At 75.4% G+C, this 24,040-nt stretch carries 25 protein-coding genes and 1 tRNA gene; 12 read left to right on the forward strand and 14 right to left on the reverse strand.

The genetic code is table 11. The annotated features are described in order from the left end of the window. Position 1: 1 nt before the first annotated feature. Genes Q8W71_RS17125 through Q8W71_RS17150 form a run of 6 tightly spaced genes read left to right on the forward strand, consistent with a single transcriptional unit; the run spans position 2 to position 4,987 of the window. Positions 2-1,039, forward strand: coding sequence for a branched-chain amino acid ABC transporter permease (locus Q8W71_RS17125; protein ID WP_370875439.1), 1,038 nt, complete (start codon positions 2-4; stop codon positions 1,037-1,039). Between the two features lies 1 nt (position 1,040). Continuing rightward, positions 1,041-1,772, forward strand: coding sequence for an ABC transporter ATP-binding protein (locus Q8W71_RS17130; protein WP_305526602.1), 732 nt, complete (start codon positions 1,041-1,043; stop codon positions 1,770-1,772). Then, positions 1,762-2,469, forward strand: a complete 708-nt coding sequence (locus Q8W71_RS17135; RefSeq protein ID WP_458351518.1) for an ABC transporter ATP-binding protein — start codon at positions 1,762-1,764, stop codon at positions 2,467-2,469. Before Q8W71_RS17130 ends, Q8W71_RS17135 begins: the two co-directional genes overlap by 11 nt. 21 nt (positions 2,470-2,490) lie before the next feature. Then, positions 2,491-3,252 carry a LamB/YcsF family protein gene (locus Q8W71_RS17140; RefSeq protein WP_305526603.1) on the forward strand — a complete coding sequence of 254 codons (762 nt, stop codon included), beginning with the start codon at positions 2,491-2,493 and terminating at the stop codon, positions 3,250-3,252. Next, a complete protein-coding gene (locus Q8W71_RS17145) occupies positions 3,249-3,977 on the forward strand; it encodes a 5-oxoprolinase subunit B family protein (protein WP_305526604.1) in 729 nt (242 codons plus the stop codon). The genes Q8W71_RS17140 and Q8W71_RS17145 overlap by 4 nt, the downstream gene beginning before the upstream one ends. Beyond that, positions 3,974-4,987 carry a 5-oxoprolinase subunit C family protein gene (locus Q8W71_RS17150; RefSeq protein WP_305526605.1) on the forward strand — a complete coding sequence of 338 codons (1,014 nt, stop codon included), beginning with the start codon at positions 3,974-3,976 and terminating at the stop codon, positions 4,985-4,987. Before Q8W71_RS17145 ends, Q8W71_RS17150 begins: the two co-directional genes overlap by 4 nt. 116 nt (positions 4,988-5,103) lie before the next feature. Here the strand turns inward: Q8W71_RS17150 and Q8W71_RS17155 are convergent, their stop codons facing one another. The 9 genes from Q8W71_RS17155 to Q8W71_RS17195 form a co-directional block, all read right to left on the reverse strand. Then, on the reverse strand, positions 5,104-5,901 hold the full coding sequence (locus Q8W71_RS17155; RefSeq protein WP_305526606.1) for a hypothetical protein: 798 nt from the start codon (positions 5,899-5,901) through the stop codon (positions 5,104-5,106). Then, the gene (locus Q8W71_RS17160) at positions 5,894-6,088 is read right to left on the reverse strand and encodes a hypothetical protein (protein WP_305526607.1); all 195 of its coding nucleotides are present in this window, start codon (positions 6,086-6,088) and stop codon (positions 5,894-5,896) included. Before Q8W71_RS17160 ends, Q8W71_RS17155 begins: the two co-directional genes overlap by 8 nt. Before the next feature lie 264 nt (positions 6,089-6,352). Continuing rightward, positions 6,353-6,427 (reverse strand) — tRNA-Thr (locus tag Q8W71_RS17165). 82 nt (positions 6,428-6,509) lie between these two features. Next, positions 6,510-6,956, reverse strand: coding sequence for an NUDIX hydrolase (locus Q8W71_RS17170; RefSeq protein ID WP_370875440.1), 447 nt, complete (start codon positions 6,954-6,956; stop codon positions 6,510-6,512). Positions 6,957-7,177: 221 nt separating this feature from the next. Further along, positions 7,178-8,698: a heme biosynthesis protein HemY gene (locus Q8W71_RS17175; RefSeq protein WP_305526609.1), complete on the reverse strand. Its 1,521-nt coding sequence runs from the start codon at positions 8,696-8,698 to the stop codon at positions 7,178-7,180. Between the two features lie 160 nt (positions 8,699-8,858). Beyond that, the gene (locus Q8W71_RS17180) at positions 8,859-11,276 is read right to left on the reverse strand and encodes a COG4223 family protein (RefSeq protein ID WP_305526610.1); all 2,418 of its coding nucleotides are present in this window, start codon (positions 11,274-11,276) and stop codon (positions 8,859-8,861) included. Between the two features lie 150 nt (positions 11,277-11,426). Continuing rightward, positions 11,427-12,119, reverse strand: coding sequence for a uroporphyrinogen-III synthase (locus Q8W71_RS17185; protein WP_305526631.1), 693 nt, complete (start codon positions 12,117-12,119; stop codon positions 11,427-11,429). A 20-nt stretch (positions 12,120-12,139) separates the two neighbouring features. Further along, positions 12,140-13,018, reverse strand: coding sequence for an aldose 1-epimerase family protein (locus Q8W71_RS17190; protein WP_305526611.1), 879 nt, complete (start codon positions 13,016-13,018; stop codon positions 12,140-12,142). 287 nt (positions 13,019-13,305) lie between these two features. After that, positions 13,306-13,734 (reverse strand): RNA polymerase subunit sigma-70, encoded by a 429-nt coding sequence (locus Q8W71_RS17195; protein WP_305526612.1) that lies wholly within the window; start codon positions 13,732-13,734, stop codon positions 13,306-13,308. Between the two features lie 201 nt (positions 13,735-13,935). Here Q8W71_RS17195 and Q8W71_RS17200 point away from each other — a divergent pair, with 201 nt between their 5' ends. From Q8W71_RS17200 to Q8W71_RS17210, 3 genes are all read left to right on the forward strand, one after another. Further along, positions 13,936-14,793: a Kdo hydroxylase family protein gene (locus Q8W71_RS17200; protein ID WP_305526613.1), complete on the forward strand. Its 858-nt coding sequence runs from the start codon at positions 13,936-13,938 to the stop codon at positions 14,791-14,793. A 274-nt stretch (positions 14,794-15,067) separates the two neighbouring features. Beyond that, the gene (locus Q8W71_RS17205; protein ID WP_370875441.1) at positions 15,068-16,084 is read left to right on the forward strand and encodes an MraY family glycosyltransferase; all 1,017 of its coding nucleotides are present in this window, start codon (positions 15,068-15,070) and stop codon (positions 16,082-16,084) included. 13 nt (positions 16,085-16,097) lie between these two features. After that, on the forward strand, positions 16,098-17,015 hold the full coding sequence (locus Q8W71_RS17210) for an NAD-dependent epimerase/dehydratase family protein (RefSeq protein ID WP_305526614.1): 918 nt from the start codon (positions 16,098-16,100) through the stop codon (positions 17,013-17,015). Positions 17,016-17,081: 66 nt separating this feature from the next. On the opposite strand, the gene Q8W71_RS17215 is transcribed toward Q8W71_RS17210, so the two are convergent. The 5 genes from Q8W71_RS17215 to Q8W71_RS17235 form a co-directional block, all read right to left on the reverse strand. Continuing rightward, positions 17,082-19,061 carry an SDR family NAD(P)-dependent oxidoreductase gene (locus tag Q8W71_RS17215; protein WP_305526615.1) on the reverse strand — a complete coding sequence of 660 codons (1,980 nt, stop codon included), beginning with the start codon at positions 19,059-19,061 and terminating at the stop codon, positions 17,082-17,084. Positions 19,062-19,109: 48 nt separating this feature from the next. Continuing rightward, on the reverse strand, positions 19,110-19,955 hold the full coding sequence (locus tag Q8W71_RS17220; RefSeq protein ID WP_305526616.1) for a DUF1206 domain-containing protein: 846 nt from the start codon (positions 19,953-19,955) through the stop codon (positions 19,110-19,112). 120 nt (positions 19,956-20,075) lie between these two features. Further along, positions 20,076-20,417, reverse strand: coding sequence for a hypothetical protein (locus tag Q8W71_RS17225; protein WP_305526617.1), 342 nt, complete (start codon positions 20,415-20,417; stop codon positions 20,076-20,078). A 25-nt stretch (positions 20,418-20,442) separates the two neighbouring features. Further along, positions 20,443-21,006, reverse strand: coding sequence for a Uma2 family endonuclease (locus Q8W71_RS17230; RefSeq protein ID WP_305526618.1), 564 nt, complete (start codon positions 21,004-21,006; stop codon positions 20,443-20,445). 75 nt (positions 21,007-21,081) lie between these two features. Beyond that, on the reverse strand, positions 21,082-21,792 hold the full coding sequence (locus Q8W71_RS17235) for a Crp/Fnr family transcriptional regulator (protein ID WP_305526619.1): 711 nt from the start codon (positions 21,790-21,792) through the stop codon (positions 21,082-21,084). A gap of 455 nt (positions 21,793-22,247) precedes the next feature. Between Q8W71_RS17235 and Q8W71_RS17240 the strand changes: the two genes are divergently transcribed. The 3 genes from Q8W71_RS17240 to Q8W71_RS17250 all read left to right on the forward strand — a co-directional run bounded on the left by Q8W71_RS17240 (position 22,248) and on the right by Q8W71_RS17250 (position 23,999). After that, on the forward strand, positions 22,248-22,976 hold the full coding sequence (locus Q8W71_RS17240) for a sigma-70 family RNA polymerase sigma factor (RefSeq protein WP_305526620.1): 729 nt from the start codon (positions 22,248-22,250) through the stop codon (positions 22,974-22,976). Positions 22,977-23,442: 466 nt separating this feature from the next. Continuing rightward, positions 23,443-23,610 carry a hypothetical protein gene (locus Q8W71_RS17245; protein WP_305526621.1) on the forward strand — a complete coding sequence of 56 codons (168 nt, stop codon included), beginning with the start codon at positions 23,443-23,445 and terminating at the stop codon, positions 23,608-23,610. Between the two features lie 92 nt (positions 23,611-23,702). After that, a complete protein-coding gene (locus tag Q8W71_RS17250; protein ID WP_305526633.1) occupies positions 23,703-23,999 on the forward strand; it encodes a hypothetical protein in 297 nt (98 codons plus the stop codon). Positions 24,000-24,040 lie beyond the last annotated feature (41 nt).

Consider the following 24,040-nt stretch of genomic DNA (forward strand, 5'->3'; position numbering starts at 1 on the left):
GATGGCCGGCACCGCCCTCCCCGCCGCCGCCCAGGCCTCCGCCGTGGACGAGGCCGCCCGGCGCTTCGCCGCCAAGCGCCGCACGAGCCTGATCACCGGCGCGGTGGTCTTCGCCGGACTCGCCGCCCTGCCCTACGCGATCCCCGATGTCTACCTCCAGAACGTGCTGGTGCTGACGCTGCTCTACGCCGCCCTGTCGCAGAGCTGGAACATCCTCGGCGGCTATTGCGGGCAGATCTCGCTCGGCCACGCCCTCTATTTCGGCATCGGCGCCTACTGCACGAGCCTGCTGTTCGTGAATTACGGCGTCTCGCCCTGGGCGGGGCTGGCGCTCGGCGGTGTGCTCTCGGCGCTGGTGGCGCTGGCGATCGGCTGGCCCTGCTTCCGGCTCGCCGGCCACTACTTCTCGATCGCCACCATCGTCATCGCCGAGGCCGGGCTGCTGCTGGTGCAGAACTGGGACTTCGTCGGCGGCGCCATGGGCGTGCAGTGGCCGTTCAACCCGGATTCCTGGGCGACCCTGCAATTCGCCCGCGACAAGATCCCCTACGCCCACCTCGCCCTCGGGCTGTTCGTCGTCACGTGGCTCGTCACCTTCGTCATCGCCGAGTCGCGCTGGGGCTACGGCTGGCGGGCGGTGAAGGACGATCCCGTGGCCGCCCGCAGCCTCGGCGTCGAGGTGTTCCGCTCGAAGATGGCGGCGGCCGCGCTCTCGGCCTTCTTCACCGCGCTCGGCGGCGGGCTCTACGGCGCCTACGTCTCCTACATCGACCCCGAGAGCGTGATGAGCTTCCGCTTCTCGCTGCTCTTCGCCCTGCCCGCGGTGCTCGGCGGCGTCGGCACCCTGTGGGGGCCGCTGGTGGGGGCCCTGATCCTGATCCCGATCACCGAGATCAGCCGCTCCTATCTCGGCGGCACCGGCAGCGGCATCGACCTGATCTTCTACGGGGCGCTGGTGATGGTGGTGGCGCTCGCCAAGCCCGAGGGCGTGCTGAGCCTGTTCCGGCGCAGCCGCGTCGCCCGCAACCGGGAGGCGTGAGGTGGCCGAGACGATCCTGAACGTCGAGGACGTGACGCTGGCCTTCGGCGGCCTCGTGGCCAACCGCGACGTGACCCTCGACGTCGCCCGCGGCGAGATCCTGGGGCTGATCGGCCCGAACGGGGCCGGCAAGTCGACCCTGTTCAACCTGATCTCCGGCGTCTACCGGCCGAACCGGGGGCGCATCCGGTTCGAGGGGGCCGACATCACCGCCCTGCCCCCGGCCGAGCGCTGCCGCCGCGGCATCGCCCGCACCTTCCAGGTGCCGCGCTCCTTCGACTCGATGAACGTCCTGGAGAACGTCACGGTCGGCGCCTTCGCCCGCCACGCCAAGGCCGCCCAGGCCCGCGCCGCCGCCCTGGAGACCCTGGAGCGGGTCGACCTCGCCCACCGCGCCGACGCGGTGGCGGGCGAGTTGACGCCCCCGGAGAAGCGCCGCCTGGAGGTCGCCCGGGCGCTCGCCACCGGCCCCCGCCTGCTGCTGCTGGACGAGGTGCTGACCGGGCTGACCCCCTCCGAGGCGAAGGCCGGCGTCGCGCTGATCCGGCGGGTGGCGGCGGCCGGCGTGACCGTGATCATGGTGGAGCACGTGATGGAGGTGGTGATGCCCCTGGTCGACCGGGCGGTGGTGCTCAACCTCGGCAGCGTGCTCGCGCAAGGGCTGCCCGCGGAGGTGGTGCGCGACGAGGCGGTGATCGGCGCCTATCTCGGGGAGCGCCACCGTGCTGCTTGAGGTCGCCGGCCTCTCCACTGCCTACCAGGGCCTGCTCGCGATCCAGGACGTGTCGCTGGCGGTGGCCGAGGGCGAGATCGTCGTGGTGGCCGGCGCCAACGGCGCGGGCAAGTCGACGCTCCTCAAGTCGATCGCCGGGCTGGAGCGCCCCCGCGACGGCGCCGTCACCTTCGACGGGGAACGGATCGACGGCCAGCCCGGCCACCGCATCACCGCCCGCGGCATCGCCTACGTGCCCGAGAACAAGCGCCTGTTCCCGCGCCTGTCGGTGGCCGACAACCTGCGGCTCGGCAGCTACCTGCACCGGGGCAAGGCCGACCGCGAGGCGCCGCTCGCGCGCGTCTTCGCCCTGTTCCCGCGCCTGAAGGAGCGGCTGCCGCAGCGCGCGGCCACCCTCTCGGGCGGCGAGCAGCAGATGCTCGCCATCGGCCGGGCGCTGATGACGCGGCCCCGGCTGCTGATGCTCGACGAGCCCTCGCAGGGCATCATGCCCAAGCTCGTCGACGAGATCTTCTCCGCCGTCACCGCGATCCGGGACACCGGCGTCACCGTCCTGCTCGTGGAGCAGAGGCTGTCCGAGAGCCTCGCCATTGCCGACCGCGCCTACGTGCTCCAGACCGGGCGGGTGATCCTGTCGGGCACCGCGGCGGACGTGCGCGACGACCCCGAGGTGCGCCGCGCCTATCTGGGGATCTGAGCCCCCGATCGGAGGAAGCCGATGACCAGCGTGGACCTGAACTCCGACCTCGGCGAGGGCTACGGCGCCTATGCCTGCGGCGACGACGCGGCGATGCTCTCCGTGGTCACCTCCGCCAACGTCGCCTGCGGCCTGCACGCGGGCGATCCCGAGATCATGGCCGCGACCTTCCGGATCGCCAGGGAGCGGGGCGTGGCGGTGGGCGCCCATCCGGGCTTCCCCGACCTCTGGGGCTTCGGGCGCCGCCGCATCCCCTTCACCCCCGGCGAGATCGAGCGGCTGGTGGCCTATCAGGTCGGCGCCGCCCAGGCGCTCGCGACCTATGCCGGCCACCGGGTCACCTACGTGAAGACGCACGGGGCGCTCGGCAACATCGCCGCCGAGGACCGCGCGGTCGCCGACGCGGTGGCGCGGGCGGTCAAGGCGGTCGATCCCGCTCTCGCGCTGCTCGCCATCGCGCTGAGCGCCCAGGTCTCGGCTGGCGAGGCCGCGGGCCTGGAGGTGGTCCAGGAGATCTTCGCCGACCGCGGCTACACCGAGAAGGGTCTGCTGATCCCTCGCAGCGAGCCCGGCGCGATGATCACCGACGCGACCGAGGCCGCCGACCGGGTGCTGGCGATGGTCGAATCCGGCGCGATCATCACGGCACAGGGCAACACACTGCCGACGCCGGTCCGCTCGATCTGCGTCCACGGCGATTCCGCCCACGCCGTCGCCACCGCGAAGGCCGTCCGAGCCCGGCTGGAGGGGGCCGGCGTGACCGTTGCCCCCTTCCGCCCGTGAGCGCGGCCCCGACCCTGCGCGACGCGGGCGAGGCGGCGCTCGTCGTCGAGTTCGGCACGGCCGTCGACCCGGCGATCAACGACCGGGTACTGGCGCTGGACGACGCGCTCGCCGCCGACCCGCCCGACGGCCTGCGCGAGAGCGTGCCGACCTACCGCTCGCTGATGATCCACTACGACCCGCTGGTGCTCGACCGGGCGACGCTCGCCGCCCGGGTCCTGGCGCTGGCCGAGGGCCGGGCCGAGCGCGCCGCAGCGGCGGCGACCTGGACGCTGCCCTGCTGCTACGACGCCCCCCACGGCGAAGATCTTTTCGAACTGGCCGAGCGCCTCGGCCTCGCGCCGGAGGCGGTGGTCGAGACCCATACGGGGGCGACCTACCGGGTCTACATGTACGGCTTCGCCCCGGGCTTCGCCTATCTCGGCGGCCTGCCGGAGGCGCTCGCCGTGCCGCGGCGGCAGAGCCCGCGCCCGCCCCACCCGGCGGGCGCGGTGGTGGTCGGCGGCGGGCTCGCGGCGGTCGCCACCGTGCCGATGCCGACCGGCTGGTACGTGGTCGGCGTCACCCCCTGCCGGCTCTACGCCCCCGAGCGCGCCGAGAGCTTCTTCGTCAGCCCCGGCGACGCGATCCGCTTCGAGGCCGTGGACGCGGCGACCTTCGCGGATCTGGCGGCGCGCGAGGCGGCGGGGGAACCGGTCGCCCGCCGCGGGGAGGCCGGCGCGTGACGGATCTGGTGATCGAGGCCGCCGGCCCCGGGGTGACCCTTCAGGACGGCGGCCGCCACGGGTGGCTGCGCTACGGCTTCACCGCCGCCGGGCCGATGGACCCGCTGATGCACGCCACCGCCAACCGCGCCGCCGGCAACCCGCTCGGCGCCACGGCGGTGGAGGTCTCCACCGGCGGCCTCACCGCCACCGCCGCGGGCGGTCCGCTGGGCCTCGCCCTGGTCTCGACCGGCTTCCGGGCCACCCTCGACGGCGAGGCCCTGCCCGCCGCCGTCGCGCTGACCCTGGAGCCCGGACGGACCCTGACCGTGCGCGCGGGCGAGACGGGCGCCTGGGGCTACCTCGCGGTGCAGGGCCGGATCGCGGTGGAGCCGGTGCTCGGCTCCACTGCCACCCACACCCGCTCCGGCATCGGCGGCCTCGGCGGCCGGGGACTCGCGCCCGGCGACCGGCTGGAGATCGCCGAGCCCCGCCCCGGCCCGGGCGCCCCCGAGCGCCTGCTCGCCCCCTGGCTCGACCGGGATCCGAACGAGATCCGGGTGGTGCTGGGTCCGCAGGACGACCACTTCGCCCCCGACCAGATCGCGGCGTTCCTGGCCGGGCCGTGGACGGTGTCGCCCCGGGGCGACCGCATGGCCTGCTTCCTCGACGGCACGCCGCTCCGCCACGCCAAGGGCCACGACATCGTCTCGGACGGGGTGGCGATGGGGGCGATCCAGGTGCCCGGCAACGGCCTGCCGATCGTGCTGATGGCCGACCGGCAATCGACCGGCGGCTACCCGAAGATCGCCACCGTGATCGGCGCCGATCTCGGCCGCCTCGCGCAGGCGCAGGGTGGCGCGCGCCTGTCCTTCGCCGCGGTGTCGGTGGACGCGGCGGTGGCCGCGCGCCGGGCCGAGGCGGAGCGCCTGCGCGATCCCGTCCCCCGCGAGCCGGTGGTGCGCACGGTCTTCCCCGCCGACTTCCTGCTCGGCCTGAACCTGATCGACGGGGTCACGAGCGGCGCCTAAGCAGGTTTCGCCGGAGGGGTTGCCGGTTCGGCATCGAAAACCCGCGATCCACCGACGCTTCACCTGTTCAGGGTCGGCGCGTATCCGGGGCCGCCTCCGGGCTTCCGGCGCGCTCGTTATCGCCGCGCGATCGCGGCTTCCGCACGAACCGCGATCCGCTCGATCATCGGGGTCAACTGGTTTTGGCGGTAGCGGGCTTCAACGCGCTCGTCGTCTGCGAAGCCGCGCAGGATTGCGAGCAGATCGACGCCGAGTTCTGCCTCGGCTTGCCGAGCCATGGGGTCGGATCGCAGGTAGGCGAACAGGTCAGAGAGGCACAGCTTGGCCTCCTTCCAGTCGCCGAGGTCGAGATTCTCATCGATGTAGCAGGTGACCACCGCGATTGCCGCGTGGAGTTGTCGCCACGCGAACGGGTCACGCCGCCTCAGTGCGGGATGCATCATATTGGCGACACGGCTGCGCAGGCAGAGCACGGGGTGGAGAACGGCAACCTCGACCTGCTTAGGCTCGCCTGCGAGATCGGCTTCGACGATCAGGTTGCAGACGCCTGCCTCAAGCTCCCAGAGCTTCACGCCGAGGATACCGTTCAGAAAGTCGAGAATGAGGGTCTTGCCGTTGTATTCTGTCACCACCTTAGCGGTGCTCGGCGAGTTCATCGTGTCCGCGTCCGGCCGGAACACCCGGCCGCCGATCAGGGCAGCGAAGTCCTGTGCGACACGGAAGCTGCCGAAGTAGTCAATGTCAGCGCTGGTCAGCGGATCGTCGGATTGCAGGACGGCCGAGCGATCTCGATAATACCAAGCCCAAAGGTTGGTGGCCTGTCCGCCGACAACGAATGTCGTGTCGTCGGCATTCAGTCGTGAGGCGATCTCGATGACGTCTTCTGCACCGAACCGTGGATTGATCTCAGGCATCCAGACGAATGCGGCGCCGGCCACCAAGGCGGGCGCGCGAGGGATCGAGAGCCGAGAAGAAGCCGTTGTGGTCTCGTACATCGGCGGGCGCAACGAGGCCCTGCGCGATGCGCAGCAGGTCGGACTGCCGAGAGCGCTCTTTCTCTCGACGGCGCTCGGCCACGCTGTATGAGGCGACAGGCGGCATGACCGGATCCGTTCGCGGGCATCCGGGATATTGGCGGGATGCCTGTGAGTGTCAAGTTAAGGTCGCCGGAGCCCTGGCCGGATCCTGGGGGGGGATCCAAAGGCTCTCCCCGTCAGCCATTCAACGGCCGGGAGGATCGACCGCACGGCCGATGGGGCTAGAGCGACCGGCGAGAAGGCCCGGCTGAATGGCCTGGGCGAGAGCCGGAGGTTCACCCGAACCCCTGAGCGCTTCCCAATCTTCGAGCTAAGTGCTTGATGTGTATGGTGCTGCGAGAGAGGATTGAACTCTCGACCTCTTCATTACCAATGAAGTGCTCTACCACTGAGCTACCGCAGCATGCGGGGCTGTGGGGCGCGCGGGGCGCTCCGTCCGGCCGAGGGGGGCAATAGCGGATCGCCGCCGGCTTGGCAACGGCCGGTTACGGCTTCGGGGCGCGGGCTTGGCGGGCGGCGGCGCGGATGATCGCCGCGAGCCCCGGCTCGGCCACCGCCTCCGCCGCTTCGGCGGGGGTGAACCAGCGCAGCTCCCGCTGGTGCTCCTCGGGGAAGTGCTTGAGCTGCTTGCGCACCCGCAGCGGAAACACCTTCACCTGGCACAGCACCGCGTCGAGGTTCTTCAGGCGCTTCTCGTAGAGGTAGTAGCCGATCGGGCGCTTGCCGATGTGGCCGCGCAGGCCGGCCTCCTCGTAGGCCTCCTGGGCCGCCGCCTGGAACGGCTTGCGGCCCGGCATCGGCCAGCCCTTGGGGATCACCCAGCGGCGGCTCTCCCGCGAGGTGACGAGCAGGATCCGGTCGGAGCCGTCGCGGGCGCGGCGGAACGGCAGGGCGCCGATCTGCCGGCGCGGCTCGGCGTCGTCGTCGGTCACGCGGGTCACGGCCGGGCCCCGCGGCGGCGGACCGGGGATCGGGGCGCGAGGGGACAGGAAGCGGCGATCGGCGGGGTCCTCGCGGGTGCGGTCCGGGACGCGGCCGTCACCGCATCCCCCGGACGCACTAAGGTCATCCGGTCCCCCGGGCTTTCAAGGGGCGCGGCGCTCAAACCGCTCCGGTCCGCGCGCATTGCGGTGGACGGCGCGCCGGGCGACGGTCAACCCGCCCGCCGCACCTCTCCGGGCGCCGGCAGCGCCGCGGCGGCCATGCCGGAGGCCACCGTGTCGGCGGGCTCCGGCGCCGGCTTGACGTCCGCCACGGGCTTGATGTCCGGAACGGGCCTGCTCTCCGGCACGGGCTTGCGCTCCGGCGCCGGCGGGACCAGCGCCGCGGCCTCGACCGCGGGCGGCGTCTCCTCCGCCTCGGGCTCCACGTCCGGGACGGGGGCGCCGAGCGCGTTCGGCGGCGCGCGCCACTCGAACGCGTCGAGGCGCCCGGTGGCCGGCGAGACCGGCGCCCAGGTCTCCGAGGCGATGCCGTCGGCGATCCACAGCGGGTCGCGCGGGGCGCGGGCGGCGCGGGCGAGCCATTCCCGGGCCCGGCCGGAGGCGGCGCCGTGCTCGGCCTCCTCGATCGCCGCCATGGTCAGGCAGGCCCGCACGGTCGGGCGCTCGGCGAGCAGCGGCTTCACCGCCTCCCGCGCCCGGCCGTATTCCCGCGCGTCGAGGGCCGCCTGGGCGAGGGCGAGCCGGCCTTCCGGGTCCCAGGAGGAGATCTTGGCCAGCGTTTCCGCCCGGGCGAGACGATCGCGCACCGAGTCGCCGGTACGCAGGCCCATATAGACCTTGGCGAGGTCGGGATGGGTGTTGGCCCGCCACGCCGCCTCGACGATCTTGGCGGCCTTGCGCAGGTCGCCGCGGCGGGCGAGCAGCCGGCCGGCGATGCAGGCGGCGGGCACGAGGTCGGGGGCGAGCTTGACCGCCTGGAGCGCCCGCTCGGCGGCGATCTCCGGCTCCCCGGCCTCGCGGCCGCCGGCGATCGCCGTGAGCAGCACCGCCCGCTGGCGCCGCGCCGCGGCCTTGTCGATCAGCCCCAGCGCGGCGCGCCGCTCCACCGTCTCCAGGGCGCCGCCCCAGTCGCCGTCGGCGCTCTGCGCCTCCAGCACCGCGTCGTTGGCCCAGGTCACGCTCGGGGCGAGTCGCGCCGCCTCGGTCGCGTAGGCGCGGGCCGAGACCTCGTCCTCCCGGCGGCGGGCCTCGACGAACAGCCCGCGCAGGCCGAGCACCCGGGTCTCGGGGTCGTCGACCATGCGCTTGAAGGCGTGCTCGGCCGCGTCGCGGTCGCCGGAGATCTGCGCCGCCTGCGCCTTCAGCAGCAGGGTCAGGGGCTCGTGCCCCAGCAGCCGCTCGGCGTCGCCCGCGAAGCGGCGCGCCGCCAGCGGGTCGCCCGAGCCCACCGCCACCATGCCGCGCGACAGGGCCGAGAACCCCTTCGCCCGGCGGCGCTCGGCCGAGCCGCGCACCAGCGCCTCGGGCAGGCCGATCACCCCCCGCACGACCGCCCAGAGCAGACCGAGCAGGACGGCGGCGATCAGCACGCCGACGAGCGCGATCGCGAGGCTGGTGCCGAGCTGGTAGCCGTTCCAGACGACGGTGACGGTGCCGGGCCGGTCGGCGATCCAGACCGCCCCGTAGGCGGCGAGAGCGAGCAGGGCCAGGAAGGCGAGGGCGCGCCACATGGGGTCAGTTTCTCCTGTCGGCCTCGGTGCGGTGCCCGGCCCTCTCGGCCCGGAACACGTCCGCAGGTCTGTGTCGTAACGCGCGCGCGCCCGCCGGACCGGCGGCCGCGCCGGCCGGCAGGACATCCCGCCGGCCCCGATCTCCGTGGTGGGGCGCCATCTAGCGCGCCGGTGCGGGCAGCGCCGCGAAGGCGTCGGTCACGAGCCCGCTGGCCGCCTCCGCCGCCGCCGCCCGCGCCTTGAGCTTCGCGCCGAAATCGCCGGCCTCGGCCTGCGCCTCCGGCGGCAGGGCCGCGAAGGCGGAGGCCGCCGCCGGGAGGTCGCCCCGGTCGAGGGCCGCGAGCACCCGGGTCTCGGGATCGGCCGCCGCCTCGGGGGCCGGGGCGTCGACCTTGCGCACCTGCACGAGGCCGTCGGCCATGCTCCACAGCTTGCTGCGGATGTCGCCGCTCTCCACCGCCGCCTTCGCCCGCGCCACCCGCCGCTGCGCGGCGATCCGGTCGGCGATGCCGCGGAAGGTCTCGGCGAGCTGGGCCGTCGTCGGCGCCCCGCTCGCCGCGAACGGGGCGAGCGCCGCCGCCCGGGCCTCCGTGCCGGGATCGAGCTTGCGCAGGGCCGCGAGCGGCTCGGCGTAGGGCATGCCGGCGCTGAGCGCGCTCGCCACCTGGTCGGCCACCACCACGCGCAGGGCCGCCTGCACCGTGCTCGACGGGGCGCGGTCGGCGACGCTCTTGTCGAGGTCGGCGATCATCTGCCCCTGCTCCTGGAGGCGGCGGTCGACCGCCTTGGCCGCCTCCGCCGCCTGGGCCTGGCCCGCCTCCGCCGCGGTGCGGGTCGCCTGGGTCGCCGCCTGCACCGCGTCGGTGGCCGCCTTCACCCGGGCATCGAGGGTCTGCTGGAGGGTGTCGACCCGCCGGCCCAGCGCCGCGTCGGCCTCGGCATTGGCCTTGGTGCGCGTCTCGACCTCGCCCTGCAACGCCGCGAGCTTCTGCGAGACGTCGGCGGCCGGGGCGGGGCCGCTCCCCTTCGGCGCGCCTTCGAGGGCCTTCACCCGGGCGTCGAGGGCGGCGAGCTGCTTGCTCTCGTCGGCCTGCGCGGCCCCGAGCTTGGCATCCCCCGGCTGGTCGCGGCCGGGCTCCTCCTGGAGCGCGGAGACCCGCTGGTCGAGGCTGTCGAGGCGCGCGACGAGGTCGGCCGGGATGGCCGTCCCGGATCCCGCGCCCTGGTTCGCGCCTTGCCCCGCCCCCTGATCCGGCGCGGCCGAACCGGCCGCCGCGCCGCCGGCCCGGTCGAGCGCCTGCTTGGCCGCCGCCTCCGCGGAGGCCACGCGCTTGTCGAGGCTCGCGAGCGCGTCCTTCGACGGCAGCCCCGCCACCCGCTGGTCCAGGGCCGCCACCCGCTGGTCGAGGGCGACCTCGCGCGGCGTCGGGGCGAGCACGCCGGTCTGGCCGCCGAAGAACACGAGCCCCGCGCCCAGCGCGCCGCCCAGGAGCCCGGACACGAGCGCGGCGCCGGAGCCGCTGCGCGCCTTGGCCGCGGGCGGCGGCACCGGCGGCACGCCGCCGGAACGGCCGGCTTCGGTCTTCTCCGGACCGGACTTGCCGGGGTCGGACTTGCCGGACTCGGACTTGATCGGTCCGGACTTGCTGGGGTCAGGCTTGCCGGGCTCGGATTTGCCGGGTTCCGTCTTTCCAGGTTCCGTCCTGGCCCCGGCCGGCGGCACCCCCGAGCCCTTCGCGGACGCCCCGCCCGGGGCATCGGGGACGCGCTTGGCCGTGAGGTCGAGGATCGGGCCGGCCGTGACCGCGCCGGCGGCGACCGGACCGGCGGGCCCGCCCGGGCGTGCGCCCGGCTGCGGGCCGGCACCCGGCGCACCGGGCTTCGGCGGCTCGGTCTTGCCGGGCTCGGTCTTGCCGGCCTCGGACTTGCCGGGTTCCGTCTTGCCGGGTTCGATCTTGGGCGCGCCGCCGGGCACGTCGGGCCGCGGCGGGGTGCCGGCGGCGGGGCCGCCGAGGGGGCCGGAGGGCGCGCCGGGCTTCGACGCGTCCGCCTTCACCGCGCCGGCTGCCCCGGGGGCTCCCGGTCCCGGCGCGTCGGACTTGGGTGCGTCGGATTTGGGCGCATCCGCCTTGGGCGCATCCGGCTTGGACACGTCCGGTTTGGACAGCTCGGTCTTGCCGGGTTCGGCCCGGGTCGCGTCCGGTCGGGCGGTCGCGGCCATGGGACCCGGCTTCGGCGGCAGGCCGGCGGGGATGCCGGCCGCGCCGCCCGGCCGCGTGCTCGCCTCGCCCGGCTTGACGTCGCCCGGCTTGCCGTCGCCGGGCTTGCCGTCGCCGGGCTTGGCCGCGGTGACGGGCTCGGTCGCCGGCTTCGGCGGTACGGCGGGTGCCGGGGGCGTTCCGGGCTTCTGCGCCTGCACACCCGGCTGAGGCCCGCCCGCGGACGGCGCGTCGGCCCGGCCCGGGGCGGGCTTGTTCAAGTCGGGCTTGGCCGCGCCGACGGGCTGTCCCGGCCTGGCCGGCGCGCCGCCCGGCTTCGGGCCGCCGGGCTTGTCGGCGTCGCTGGGTGGTGGCGTCACGGATGCGTTCCTCCAATCCTGGCGTCGCCGACGCCCGGGCCGGCGTTTCGGCACGGCCGCCTCCCCTCTCGAAACCCTTCCCCTAGCACCGCGGCCGGGCCGGGCGCGAGGGCGGGATGTTGCGGCCCGGGAGCCACGCCGTCCCGGTTGTCACCGGACGAGGCCGCCGAGCAAGTCCGTCTCGTGCGGCCGCGCCGCAACGAAATGGACCGGGACGGCCGCCGCTTCCAGGGCCCGCGCGACATCTCCGGACAGGCAGTAATGCCGGAGCGCGCGGAAAGCTCCGCCGTGACCCGCCGCTTCGGCGAGGTCGAGGGCGGTCGCGGCGCTGCGGCGGGAATAGTGCAGCGCCGCGTCGAGGGCCCCCGCCGCCAGCGCCGCCCCGGCCGCGGCGGGCAGCGCGGGCAGCGGCTCGGCCCGGTAGGCGACGAAGGCGATCACCGCGAAGCCGGCCCGCGCCAGGGAGGCGGCCGGCTCGGGTTTGCGCTCGGCCCCCGCCGCGTGGAGCAGCCGCGCCCCCGGCGGCATGGTTTCCCGGATGCGGGCGGCGAGGCCGGTCCCGTCGCCGGGCCCCTCGATCACCGGGCGCAGGCCCGCCCGGGCCGCCGCCGCGGCGGTGCGGGCGCCGACCGCGAAGACCGGCAGGCCGCGGGCGATGCCGGCCACCGCCGGCACCGCGTTGGCGCTGGTGAGGACGAGCCCGTCGAACGGACCCTCCGGCGGGAGCGCCCCCGTCGGCCGCACCGCCAGCACCGGCGCGACGAGCGGCGCGTGGCCCAGCCCGGCGAGCGCGGCGCCGGTGCGGCCCGCTCCCGGCTCCGGCCGCGCCACCCAGACGCGCATCGCCCAAGAGTCCACGACCCCTAGCCTTCGAGGCTCAGGCGGACGCCGTGGCGCGCCGCTTCCCCCGGCGCGAGCAGGCGCTGGGAGTCGCGCGCCGCCAGTTCGCCGGAAAAGTCCGCCCAGTCGGCGTGCCCGGTCCAGCATTCCAGCGACAGGAACGGGGCGGTGGGCTTCGTCCACACCGCGAGGTGGGGGAAGTCCTCGGCCTCCATCCGGATCGCCCGGCCGCCGGGGCCGGTGAAGCGCATCCACCGGCTTCGGGCGTTGCGGAACACCAGCGCCTCGGTGAAGAGCGCCGGGTCGAGGGGCAGGTGCGCGCCCTCCAGCGGCAGCGGCTGCTCGTCCCGCAGCAGCAGGCCGCCCGCGCCGACCTGCGGCGCGAAGGGGCGCTCGGCGTGCTCGAAATCCACCGCGTAGCCGCCGCCCTTCGCCCGCGCGCCCCCCGCGAACGGCCAGGGGAAGGCCGGGTGGAAGCCCAGCGCGTAGGGCAGCGGCGCGTCGCCGGTGCTGGTCACGTCGACGGTGAGGTCGAGCCCGGCCGGGCGCACGCGGGCGGTCACGTCGAGGCGGAAGGCGAAGGGATAGTGCGCCCGGGTCTCCGGGCCGTCCACGAGCCGCAGCGTCACCGCGTCCGCGCTCCGCTCCACCACCGCGAAGGGCAGGTCGCGGGCGAAGCCGTGCTGCGCCATCGGGTATGTCCGGCCCGCCACCGTGACGTGCCCGCCGGCCGAGGCGCCGACCACCGGGAAGAGCCAGGGGGCGTGCCGGTTCCAGTGGTCGGGGTCGCCGCTCCACAGGTACTCCGTCCCCCCGACCCGCCAGGAGACCGGCTCCGCCCCGTGCGTCGACAGGGCGGCCGTGGTGCCGTCCGGGGCGGTCAGGTCGATGCGCGCGCTCAAGGGGCTCCCCCGTGTCCTGAGACCGCCGAGGTAACGGACCGGCGCGGGGGGGCAAGGGGGAAAGGTGGGTGGCTGTTCCCCTCCCCCCTCTGCGGGGGAGGGTGGGCAAGAAGGTGCCCCTCGCGTCAGGCCGGGTCGGGGGAGGGGAGCCCGGCTTCAGGCACGGTCGGCGCGGTGGGTGCCGGGAGCCTCGTCCGGCACCGTCGCTCCCCTCTCCCAACCCCCTTCGGGGGCAACCCTCTCCCGCAGAGGGGAGAGGGGGCGCGCACGAGACGCGCGTCCTCCGCTCAGAGATCGCCCAGCAGCAACTGCCCCTGGTTCCTCGGCTTCGGCGGGGGCGCCTTGGCGGCCTTGCGGGGGGCGGCCTTCCTCGGCTTCGGGTCGCCGCGCATCCGCGCCACCGCCTTGTCGCGGGCCACCGCCTCGGGCGCCTGCGGATCGTCGGTGAGCCACTTGCCGCGCTTGATCACCTCGTTGACCCGGCCCTGGTTGACCCCGACCTTGAAGGCGATCTCCTGCTGGGTCATGCCCGTGGTGGCGTGCAGGTCGAGGATGGCGCGGGCGAGTTCCGGCGTCATCTTCTGCCCCGTCAGCCGGCGGGCGGGCTTGACCGTGCGGGTGGCGCGGTCGCGCTCGCGCAGGCGCTCGAGCAGCGCCAGCGCCATGTTCATGCCGTGCTCGCGCAGGGCCTCCTCGAATTCCTTCAGCGTCGCCATGCGGCGCGTCCTCCGCCGGGCAGGATCCCGTGATGGGCGGGGAACGTGCCGGGAACGTCCGGGTTGCGCAAGCCGCCGCCCGGACCGGGCTGGGGAGAGACGGCTCCGTCCCCGCGTCATCCACCGGAAATCCGCGGCGCTGGCCTCCCGCCACGCTCCGGGGTAAGCCCCGCCCGGTCCGAAGGGCGGAGTCCGAGACCCATGATCAGCCCGATCGTCACCGTCGACGCCGCCGCGCCCGGCCGCTCCCTCGCCCGCGCGCTGGAGGGCGGGGCGGTGCTGCTGTTCCCGGACCTGCCCTTCCCGTTCAACGACTTCGAGCGCCGCTTCACCGAGCGGCCCTTCGCCGACGGCAAGGCCAAGAACGTCAACATCCGCGGCGAGGCGGCGGAGCTGCGCGGCGCCGCCGGCACCCCGGAGGAGCAGGAGGCCCTGCGCCAGCTCCTGATCCGCTACCGCGCGTTCAGTCGCGACCTGATCGGCCGCTACCTGCCCGACTACGCCGACCGGGTGGACCTCGCCGGCACCTCCTACCGGCCCTTCGACGTGGACCGGCGCAAGCTGAGCTGGCGGCGCGACGACACCCGCCTGCACGTCGACGCCTTCCCCTCGAACCCGCTCGGCGAGCGCCGCATCCTGCGGGTGTTCCGCAACATCAACCCCGCGGGCGAGCCGCGGCGCTGGCGGGTCGGCGAGGATTTCGGGTCGATGGCGGAGAGGTTCCTGCCGCGGCTGCCGGGCTACTCGCCGCTCTCGGCCCGGCTGCTGGCGCTCCTCAAGATCACCAAGGCCAAGCGCTCCGAATACGACCACCTGATGCTGCACCTGCACGATGCCCTCAAGCGGGACGAGGCGTACCAGGCGCAAGGTCCGCAGGCGGACGTGGACTTCCTGCCCGGCCAGACCTGGGTGACCTTCTCCGACCTCGTGATGCACGGGGCGATGGGCGGCCGCTACATGCTGGAGCAGACCGCCTACCTGCCGGTGGCGGCCCAGGCCGACCCGTCGCTCAGCCCGCAGCGGATCCTGGCGCAGAAGCTCGGGCGGGCGCTGCATTGAGGGGACGGACCCGCGCATGGTCCCCCTCCCCACTCAGCGGGGGAGGGCGGCCCGGCTGTGAGGCCGGGTCGAGAGAGGGGAGCGCCGTGTCCGGAGAGGTCGCGCTGGGTGCCATATGCTCCGGCGTCGCGCTGCCGCTCTCCCCCCCTGCTGCGCAGGGTACCCTCCCCCACTCGAAGTCGGGCTTGCCCGACTTCGACAGGAGGCGTGCAGATCTCGGGCAAGCCCGAGATCTGTCGGGGGGGAGGGAGAGCGCGCGCGTGCGGGGCCCGCGATGATCCCCTGGCTTCCCCTCCTCGCGATCCCCTTCGCCGCCGCGCTCTCGGCCGGGTTGATCCTGCGGCTGCGGCCCCTGCTCGTCCGCTACGCGCTCGCCCGCCCGAACGCCCGCTCCAGCCACACGGTGCCGACGCCGCAGGGCGGCGGGATCGCGGTGGTGACGGCCCTCGTCACCGTCTCGGGGCTGCTCGCCGGGGCGCCCGAAATGGGCCCGCGGGAGGCGTGGACGTGGCTCGCGGGGGGCGCACTGGTTCTGGCTGTGCTGGGCGCCGCCGACGACCTGCGGCCGCTGCCCGCCCTGCTCCGGCTCGCGGTGCAGGTCGCCGTCGTCGGCGTGCTGGTGGCCCGGCTCGACGGGCGGCTCGCGCCCTGGGCGCCGCTCTGGCTGGAGCGCGGGGCGGCGACGCTCGCCGGGGTGTGGTTCGTCAATCTGACGAACTTCATGGACGGGCTCGACTGGATGACGGTGGCCGAGATCGTGCCGGTCTCCGGCGCGCTGGTGCTGCTCGGGCTGTTCGGCCCCCTCCCCCTGCTGCCGACCCTGGTCGCGGCGGCGCTGCTCGGCGCGCTCGTCGGCTTCGCGCCGTTCAACCGGCCGGTGGCGCGGCTCTTCCTCGGGGATGTCGGCTCGCTCCCCGTCGGCCTCGTCACCGCGTGGCTGCTGTGCCAGCTCGCGCTGGCCGGCGGGTTCGCGGCGGCCCTGCTGCTGCCGCTCACTTACCTCGCCGACGCGAGCCTGACGCTCGCCGCCCGCGCCGCCCGGGGCGAGCGGGTCTGGGAGGCGCATCGCGGGCACTACTACCAGCGCGCCACCGTCAACGGCCTGTCGGTGACCGGCGTGGTCGCCCGGGTCGGCGCGGTGAACGTCGCGCTGGCCGGCCTCGCGGCGGCGACCTTGATCTGGCCGTCCCCGGCGGTCACCGTGGCGGCGCTCGCGGCCGGTGCAGCCCTGGTCGCGGTGCTGCTCCGCCGCTTCGCCCGGGCGCCCGCCCCCGCGGCGCTCCGATCCTGACCGGAGGGATCCCATGACCGGACTGGTGGCGCTCACCGGGGCGACCGGCTTCATCGGCCGGCACCTGCTGCGCGACCTCACCGCCCGGGGCTACCGGGTGCGGGTGCTGCTGCGCCGGCCCGTGGCGGTGCCGGAGGGGGCGGCGAGCGCGGTGGTCGGCGACCTGACGCGGCCGATCAACATGGCCGCGGCGCTGGCCGACGTGGACGCGGTGGTGCACTCGGCCGGGCTCGCCCACGCCATGTCCGGCGCGCCGGAGGACGATTACCGCACCCTCAACGCCGAGGCGACCCGCACCCTGGCGCGCGCCGCCGAGCGGGCGCGGGTGCGCCGCTTCGTGTTCCTGTCCTCGATCCGCGCCCAGACCGGCGCCACCGCCCCCGGGATCGTCACCGAGACCGACCCGGCCCGGCCCACCGACGCTTACGGCCGCTCGAAGCGCGAGGCCGAGGCGGCGCTCGCCGAGACCGGCCTCGACTGGGCGGCCCTGCGGCCGGTGCTGGTCTACGGGCCGGGCGCCAAGGGCAACGTCGCGGCGCTGCTGCGGCTGGCCCGCACCCCCTACCCGCTGCCGCTGGGGGCGCTCACCGCGCGGCGCTCGCTGATCTCGCTGGAGAGCCTGTCGGCGGCGGTGGACGCGGTGCTGGGCGCCCCCGGCCCTCTGCGCCGGCCGCTGATCGCCGCCGATCCCGACCCGCTGACCCTGCCGGAGATGGTCGCGGCCCTGCGGGCCGGCCTCGGCCGCCGCCCCGGCCTCGTGCCGGTGCCGGGCGCCCTCCTCGGCCTCGCCTGCCGGCTCACGGGCCGGGAGGCGCTGTTCTCGCGGGTCGCGGGCGGCCTCGTCGCCCAGTCGGACGGGCTCGACGCCCTGGGCTGGCGCCCGGCGATGACGACCCGCGAAGGCTTGGAGCGCTTGGCCCGCACGCCCTGACCGGGGATCCCGAAGGGACGGGCCCCTTCGGCGGGGTTCCGGGGCGGAGCCCCGGAGCGCGCGCGTTCAGCCGACCGCCGGCGCCGCCCCGGGAAGCAGGTCCGCCCCGGTCCGGGCAGGCGCCGCCCCCGGCTGCGGGGCCGCCGGCTCCCGGGGCGGGGGCAGGGCCGCGGCGAACACGGCCGCCGCCGCCGCCCGGTCGCCCGCCGCCACCGCCGCGCGCAACTCCGCGACCCAGCCGTCGAGGCGCGCCCGGTCGGCGAAGACGGGGCGCGCGGCCATCACCCCGTCGATGCCGGGCAGGCCCACCCGCGGCTCGTCGCGGGCGAACAGGATCTCGTTGAGGCGCTCCCCCGGCCGCGCGCCGGTGAAGGCGACCTCGATCTCGGCGCCCGGCTCGAAGCCCGCGAGCCGGATCATCCGCTCGGCCAGCTCGGCGATCCGCACCGGCTGGCCCATCTTGAGCACGTAGACGGCGGCGCGGTCCGCCCCCTCCGCCCGGGCCTCGCCGTCGGCGTGGGAGGCCGCGGTCAGCACGAGGTCGCACGCCTCGCGCACGGTCATGAAGTAGCGCACCATGTCCGGGTGGGTGACGGTGACCGGCCCGCCCCGGGCGATCTGCGCCTTGAACACCGGCACCACCGAGCCGACCGAGCCGAGCACGTTGCCGAAGCGCACGGCGATCAGCCGGGTCGGATGCCCCGGCCGCCCGGCCTGCTCGGCGTCCAGCGCCTGGGCGACCATCTCGGCGAAGCGCTTCGTCACGCCGAGCATGGAGACCGGCTCGATCGCCTTGTCGGTGGAGACCATCACCAGGGCCCGGGCGCCCGCGGCCACCGCCGCCTCGGCGACGTTGATCGAGCCGAACACGTTGGTCTTGATCCCCTCCCCCCAGTCCCGCTCCAGGTACGGCACCTGCTTCAGGGCGGCGGCGTGGACCACGTAGTCCGGCCGGAATTTTTTTATGACGTCATGGACGCGGTCCCGGTCGCGGATGTCGGCGAGCACCCCCGTCACCTCGGCCCCGGCTGCGAGCAGCGCCGGGTGGCTGAGGATGCCGTGCAGCGCCGGCTCGGAGGATTCGAGCACCAGCACGGCCGAGGCCCCGAAGGCGACCGCCCGCAGGCAGATCTCCGAGCCGATCGAGCCGCCGCCGCCGGTCACCACCACCCGCCGCCCGGCGAGGAACGCCTCCAGCCGCGGCCGGTCGATCGCCACGGTCGGGCGCAGCAGCAGGTCCTCGATCTCCAGCGGCGCCAGCTCCGGTCCCCCCGGCCCCTCGCCCAGCCCGGCGACGCGGGCGAGCGGCAGGCCGAGCCGGCGGGCGCGGGCGAGCAGATCGTCCGGGGCGGCCTCGGGACTGAGCGCGCTCGGCGCGGCCACCAGCCGCCGCAGGGGCTCGCCGGCCGCCGCCATCTCCGCCGCCACCCGCTCCAGGTCGCCGAAGCCGCCGAGCACGGGCACGCCGCGCATGAACTGCCCGGCCTCGCCCGCGCGCGGCGACAGGATGCCCCGGGGGGCGAGCTTCTTCACCGAGCCCGCCTCGATCGCCCGCAGCAGCACGTCGATGTCGGCGCCGCGGCCGAGCAGCAGCGTCGGCACGGTGGCGGCGCGGGCGTTCGATTGCCGCGAGCGCGTGTATTTCAGGTAGCGGAACGCCAGCCGCGTCCCCCCTAGGAAAAAAATCTGGAGAACCCAGTAGAGCGGGATGGCGATCTTGCCGAAGAAGTAGAACCCGTACAGGTCGGCGGAGACGAGCACCCAGTCGGTGACGAGGAGCAGCAGCGCCAGCACGCTCGCCGCGCGCACGATGCCGGCCAGATCCGGCAGGGAGGTGAAGCGCCACTTGGTCCGGTAGAGGCCGCAGCGCGCGTAGACGAGGCCGGCGGCGGCCAGCAGCGGCGGCAGCAGCAGCGGCAGGGCGTGCAGACGCTCGGCGAGCATCGCGCCCTGGAAGCGGAACAGGAAGGTCAGCGCCACGGCCGCGGCGGTCGCCGCGAGGTCGTGGGCCACCATCACCGCGGTCTTGGCGTGGCGCTGCTGCATCGGATCGGGCGGGGTATCCGCCGCGGGGTCGGGGCTGTCAACGCGCGGTCAGGTCATCCCACGCACCGCAGCCCGGGCCGCGTCGTCCACCCGGTCGATGTCGGGGGCGTCGATGCGGCGGTAGCGGGCCTGGATCAGGCCGAAGGCGCCGAAGGCCGCGTGGCCGGCCCCGGCCAAGGCGAGGAGGACCGCGCCGTAGGGCTGGTCGCGCAGCAGCGCGAAGGCCTGCGCGAGGCCCTTGGCCTCGGCCGAGCGCTGGTGCCACGCGGCGGCCACGAGGAAGCCGCCGACGATCAGGAACGCGACGCCGCGGGCGGCGTAGCCGAACCGGCCGAGCGGGTCCGCCCAGCGGCAGGCGGCGGCGTCGAGGGCGAGGCGCTCGGTCACGTTGCCCCGCCACGCCTTGACGAGGAAGGCGAGGCCGCCGCCGACCACCGCGAGGCCCGCGAGCGCCACCAGCCAGCGGCCGAACGGCTTGGCCAGCAGCCACGCGGTCCAGTCGCGGGTGCCGTCGCCGCCGCCGAACCCGAGGCCGAGGCTCAGGGAGGCGGCGGTGGCGGCGAGGCCGACGTAGAGCGCGGCGCTGACGAGGTGGGCCCCGCGCACGGCGAGCCCCTTCGCCCCGGTGCCGCGCCGGTCCGCGTCGGTCACCCCCTCGACGAGCCGCCACAGGGCGAAGCCGGCGAGCCCCAGGGCGATCAGCCCGACGAGGACGGCGCCGAACGGCCCGACGAGGACCGTCCGCAGGGCGTCGCGGCTGTCGCCGGCGCGCCCGCCCTGGAGCGCGGCGAGCAGCGCCAGGGCGCCGACGACGCCGTAGACCGCGCCGCGGGCGCCGTAGCCGAACCGGGCGATCCGCTCGATCGCGTTGCGTCCGCCGGGGAACGGCGTCATCGGGAGCCTCGCGCTCGGGGGGCGCCCGGCGGCGATCCGCGTCTCATGCGGGGATTCGCGCCGCGCGTTCGGGGCCCCCTCAACGCGCGTCCGCGCCCCGCCGATCCCTCACGTGCGGGCTCAGGGCTGCGCGCGCCCGGCGCGGCCGGTGAGGCCGACGTAGAAGCCCAGCCCGTCCTGGGCCGGCAGGGTGTGCAGCCGGTCGACGAGGCCGCGGCGCTTGGCGTCGAGCAGCAGGCGGCCGGCGGGCTGGAACAGCGTCTCCCCGCCCCCCTCCGGCGGCGGGGCGAGGCGCACCGCCACGGTCTTGCCCTTGGCGAAGCGGCTGCGCTCGATCATCTCCTTCAGCGACGCCTCGGCCGTCGCGCGGTTGGCGCTGCGCAGGTCGAGCACCGATTCCGCGTCGGTGACGCCGAGCGTCCCGCGCAGCTTGGCCGCGTAGAAATCCTCGAAGTGGGGCAAGGGGTCAGGACCTCGGTCTGGTCGGTCAGAAGGTGATGTCGCGGTAGATCGCGGCGACGGGGACGCTGCCCCCGAGATCCGGCAGCGCCACCGCGCCGTCCGGCCCGAGGGCCGCGACGCTCCACTCGGCCCCCGCCCGCCGCCAGACCTCCACGCGCGGCTCGTCGGCGTAGACGATCAGGAAGGTCGCGAGGCTCGGCACCGCCCGGTAGAAGTCGGTCTTGCGGCCGCGGTCGCGGCTCATCGTCGAGGGCGAGAGCACCTCGGCGACCAGCACCGGATCCTCCGCGTAGCCGTCCGGGCGGGGTGGGCCGCAGCGCACCACCACGTCCGGGATCGGCGCGAAGTCGTCCATCGCCGCGCTCACGACGGCGAGGCCCGGCAGGGCGCGGCAGCCGCGGCGTTCGGCCAGCTCGTCCAGACGCCGCGCGAGATTCATGACGATGCGCTGGTGCCGCTCCGTCGGCGGGGCCATCAGCGCGGGGGCGCCGTCCAGGAGTTCCCAGCGCTCGCGCTCCGGCCGCGACTCCGCCCAGGCCCGGAACTCGGGCACGCTCATCCGCGCGTCACGCCGGGCGGCCAGGGCCATTGCAACCTCATCCGTCGGAAGCAGGATGCTACCATCGCCGGGGCCGCCCGCACAGGCCGTGCCGGAGGCGCGGGGTCACGCCCAGTACAGGTAGGCGGGGTCGAACAGCGCGAGCGCCTTCAGCCCGGGCAGGTCGCGGATCGTCAGGCGCCGCCCGCGCAGCTCGATCAGGCCGGCGGCGCGCAGCTCCCGCAGGGTCCGGTTGATGTGGACGCTGGTCTGGCCGAGCGCGTCGGCGAGGTCGGGCTGCGTCACCGGCATCGGGAAGGTGGCGTCCGCGACGAGGCCGACGGCCGCGAGCCGCAGGTGCAGCTCGCAGAACAGGTGGGCGAGCCGCTCGATCGCCGAGCGCCGGCCGACCCCCGCCGTCCACTCCCGCTGGAGGGCCAGCGCCGCCAGCATCTCGCGCCGGAAGCAGGCCTCGATGGCCGGGTGCGCGCGCGCGGCCTCGTCGAGGGCCTCCGGCGCGAGGCGGGCGACGGTCAGCGCCGTCAGCGCGCCGACCGCGTGGTCGGCCCGGATCCGGTGGACGCGGTAGGGATCGCACAGGTCGCCCGGCAGCAGGAGGGCGACGATCGCCCGCCGCCCGTCGGGGAACTGCCGGTAGCGGCAGGCCCAGCCGTCGAGGATCAGGTGCGCGTGATGGGGGCCGGTGTCGTGGCCGACGAGATCCTGCCGGGCCGCGACGTGGCGGATCTGCTGGCGGGCGAGGTCGCCGAGCGCCGCGCGCGCCGCCTCGGGCAGCCGGACCTGCCGCTCCACCTTACGCAGGAACAGGTTGTCCAAGTCCGCCTCCGCCGTCCTCCTCGGCCGTCGTCCGCCGCGGCGCGTGGCGTCCCGACCCTGCGGAACCCGCCGGCCCGGCGGGGCCGGTGCCGGACGCCCGTCGGCGGCCCGATCCGGCGTGGGTCCGCGCCTCCGGCCCGACACACGCTTCCGCCGGCTTCTGCCCGGACGGAGAAGTTCCGCGCCAACCCATGTTAGCTTGGCGGTTCGCCGCGCGGCGAAGCCGGATGTTCCGCGGAGCCGATGCCCGGGGCCGGACGGCCGGCCGACGCGCCGCGATCCTCGGGTCGCGACGGGATGCACGCAGGGCGTGCAAGGTTCGCAGCCAAGCTCGCGCGGGCCGGGCGCTCACGGGAACGCGCGATGACCTAACGCATGTTGCGGCGGCGCCCGGAACGGGCGGGCAACAAACGCTCCCGGCCCCGTTCCGGCCGCCCGCGTCTAGCCCAGGGCCGATGACAGACTCGATCGGACTCGAACCCACCCTCGACCGCGACGTCGGCCTGCCCGACCCGGTGCGCCGCCACCTCGGCGCCCTGTTGCGCGGCGCCTACGAGCGGGTCGGGACCGGGCCCGCGGACGGCGCCGACCGGTTCGGCGACCTCCTCGCGCGGCTCGACGCGGCGCTGGCGGCGGCCGAGGGGCGGGACGAGGCGGCGTTCCGGGCCGGCCTCCTGGAGATCGCGCCGGCGCTGCACCGCTTCGCCGTATCGCTGACCCACGACCCCTCCTCCGCGGACGACCTCGTGCAGGACACGCTGCTGCGGGCGTGGCGCGGCCGGGCCGGCTTCCGCGCCGGCACGAACCTGGAGGCGTGGCTGTTCACGATCCTCCGCAACGTCTTCTACAGCGCCCACCGCAAGCAGGGCCGCGAGGTCTCCGACAGCGACGGCACCCACGCCGAGCGGCTGACCAGCATCCCCGAGCAGAGCGGCCACCTCGATCTCCAGGACGTGCGCGCGGCGCTGGAGCGTCTCGCGCCCACGATGCGGGAGGCCCTGGTGCTCGTGGCGATCGAGAATCTGAGCTACGAGGAGGCCGCCGCGGTGATGCAGTGCCAGATCGGCACGGTGAAGAGCCGGGTCTGGCGCGCCCGCGAGCAGCTCGCGCGGATGCTCGGCTACGACGGCGCCGAGGTCGGCAGCGACGGCGTCCTGCTCTCGGTGACCGGCACCGCGACCTGAGCGGGTCGCGCTCCCTCACACAGGTGAGGGCGCGGGGCCGCGTCCGGTGTCAGCCAAGTCGGGCTGGGGCCTGCGTCCCGGCCGCGCTCCCGTCGTCGAGAGAGCCCCCCGATCCGTCGGCGGGAGCGTGTCCCGGGATCCTCTGCGGGTCTCGATCCTCGGTGTCCTCGCCCGCACCGCCCGGGTCCGGGGCGGGCGGCAGGTGCGGCGGCGGCAGGTGCGGCGGTGGGATGCGTCCGGGGCTCGGCGGCGTCGGCAGGCCGAGGTCTTCCGGCGGGACGCCCGGCGGGCCGGAGGGCGCGGGCGGCGGTTCGGGATCGGGCACGGCATCCTCCGGGCGCGACGGGCGCGATCGGTCAACGGCCGGCCGGGGATCTCCGATCCAAGGGGGAGCAGCGCGCGGACGCGGCGCGGTCGGGTTCCGTTAACCCTGCCGGTGCAGGATCGGCGGGCGGAGACCCGAATCATGAAGCGCGCCGCCCTGATCCTGTCGTGCCTCGCGCTGGTCCCCCTCGGCGGCTGCCTCGGCGCGCGCGGGCCGGGCGCCGGATCGCCCCAGGCCCGCGTCGTGGCGGTCCCGGTCGCGCCCGCGAGCGGCGGCCCGGCGAGCACGCTGATCCTCGGCGTGCAGTAGGCGGCACATCCGAACACGCCGCCCCGACGCAACCCTTCCCCGTCTCCCGCGTCCTCCCGTCACGTTCGACGGAGGAGGCCGGCGTGGAGCCGATGAAACCGATGAAGCCCATGGCGCCGATGAAGCCCATGGAACCGATGGACGGCGGCGAGCGGTGGTGGCCGGAGGAACTGGGCTCCCCCGCCACCAGCGGCGCCCAGGACGGGATGCGGTACGCCGTCTTTCCCGACAAGCACCGCCTGCTGATCGAGCGCGACGGCGCGGTCTCGACCTACGACAGCGGCGACCACCGCATCGGCGGCGTGTCGCAGTCGGGGCGATCGGGGGACCCGGTCTTCACCGGCCAGGACGGGGCGGTCGACCTCGGATCCCTGAAGAAGCTCGGCTGATACGCCCTGCGCGTGAACGAGGCGGCGGGCGCATCGGCGAG

The sequence above is a fragment of the Methylobacterium amylolyticum genome (assembly GCF_030700245.1).
In the GTDB taxonomy this organism is placed as follows: domain Bacteria; phylum Pseudomonadota; class Alphaproteobacteria; order Rhizobiales; family Beijerinckiaceae; genus Methylobacterium.

What these genes read in the sequence shown, in the direction of transcription:
- Q8W71_RS17245 (WP_305526621.1), top strand. Translation starts at nt 23,443, where the DNA reads ATGAAGCGCGCCGCCCTGATCCTGTCGTGCCTCGCGCTGGTCCCCCTC.
- Q8W71_RS17200 (WP_305526613.1), top strand. Translation starts at nt 13,936, where the DNA reads ATGATCAGCCCGATCGTCACCGTCGACGCCGCCGCGCCCGGCCGCTCC.
- Q8W71_RS17250 (WP_305526633.1), top strand. Translation starts at nt 23,703, where the DNA reads ATGAAACCGATGAAGCCCATGGCGCCGATGAAGCCCATGGAACCGATG.
- Q8W71_RS17205 (WP_370875441.1), top strand. Translation starts at nt 15,068, where the DNA reads ATGATCCCCTGGCTTCCCCTCCTCGCGATCCCCTTCGCCGCCGCGCTC.
- Q8W71_RS17215 (WP_305526615.1), bottom strand. Translation starts at nt 19,061, where the DNA reads ATGCAGCAGCGCCACGCCAAGACCGCGGTGATGGTGGCCCACGACCTC.
- Q8W71_RS17230 (WP_305526618.1), bottom strand. Translation starts at nt 21,006, where the DNA reads ATGGCCCTGGCCGCCCGGCGTGACGCGCGGATGAGCGTGCCCGAGTTC.
- Q8W71_RS17185 (WP_305526631.1), bottom strand. Translation starts at nt 12,119, where the DNA reads ATGCGCGTCTGGGTGGCGCGGCCGGAGCCGGGAGCGGGCCGCACCGGC.
- Q8W71_RS17160 (WP_305526607.1), bottom strand. Translation starts at nt 6,088, where the DNA reads ATGCCGCCTGTCGCCTCATACAGCGTGGCCGAGCGCCGTCGAGAGAAA.
- Q8W71_RS17210 (WP_305526614.1), top strand. Translation starts at nt 16,098, where the DNA reads ATGACCGGACTGGTGGCGCTCACCGGGGCGACCGGCTTCATCGGCCGG.
- Q8W71_RS17125 (WP_370875439.1), top strand. Translation starts at nt 2, where the DNA reads ATGGCCGGCACCGCCCTCCCCGCCGCCGCCCAGGCCTCCGCCGTGGAC.
- Q8W71_RS17140 (WP_305526603.1), top strand. Translation starts at nt 2,491, where the DNA reads ATGACCAGCGTGGACCTGAACTCCGACCTCGGCGAGGGCTACGGCGCC.
- Q8W71_RS17240 (WP_305526620.1), top strand. Translation starts at nt 22,248, where the DNA reads ATGACAGACTCGATCGGACTCGAACCCACCCTCGACCGCGACGTCGGC.
- Q8W71_RS17195 (WP_305526612.1), bottom strand. Translation starts at nt 13,734, where the DNA reads ATGGCGACGCTGAAGGAATTCGAGGAGGCCCTGCGCGAGCACGGCATG.
- Q8W71_RS17175 (WP_305526609.1), bottom strand. Translation starts at nt 8,698, where the DNA reads ATGTGGCGCGCCCTCGCCTTCCTGGCCCTGCTCGCTCTCGCCGCCTAC.
- Q8W71_RS17220 (WP_305526616.1), bottom strand. Translation starts at nt 19,955, where the DNA reads ATGACGCCGTTCCCCGGCGGACGCAACGCGATCGAGCGGATCGCCCGG.
- Q8W71_RS17155 (WP_305526606.1), bottom strand. Translation starts at nt 5,901, where the DNA reads ATGCCTGAGATCAATCCACGGTTCGGTGCAGAAGACGTCATCGAGATC.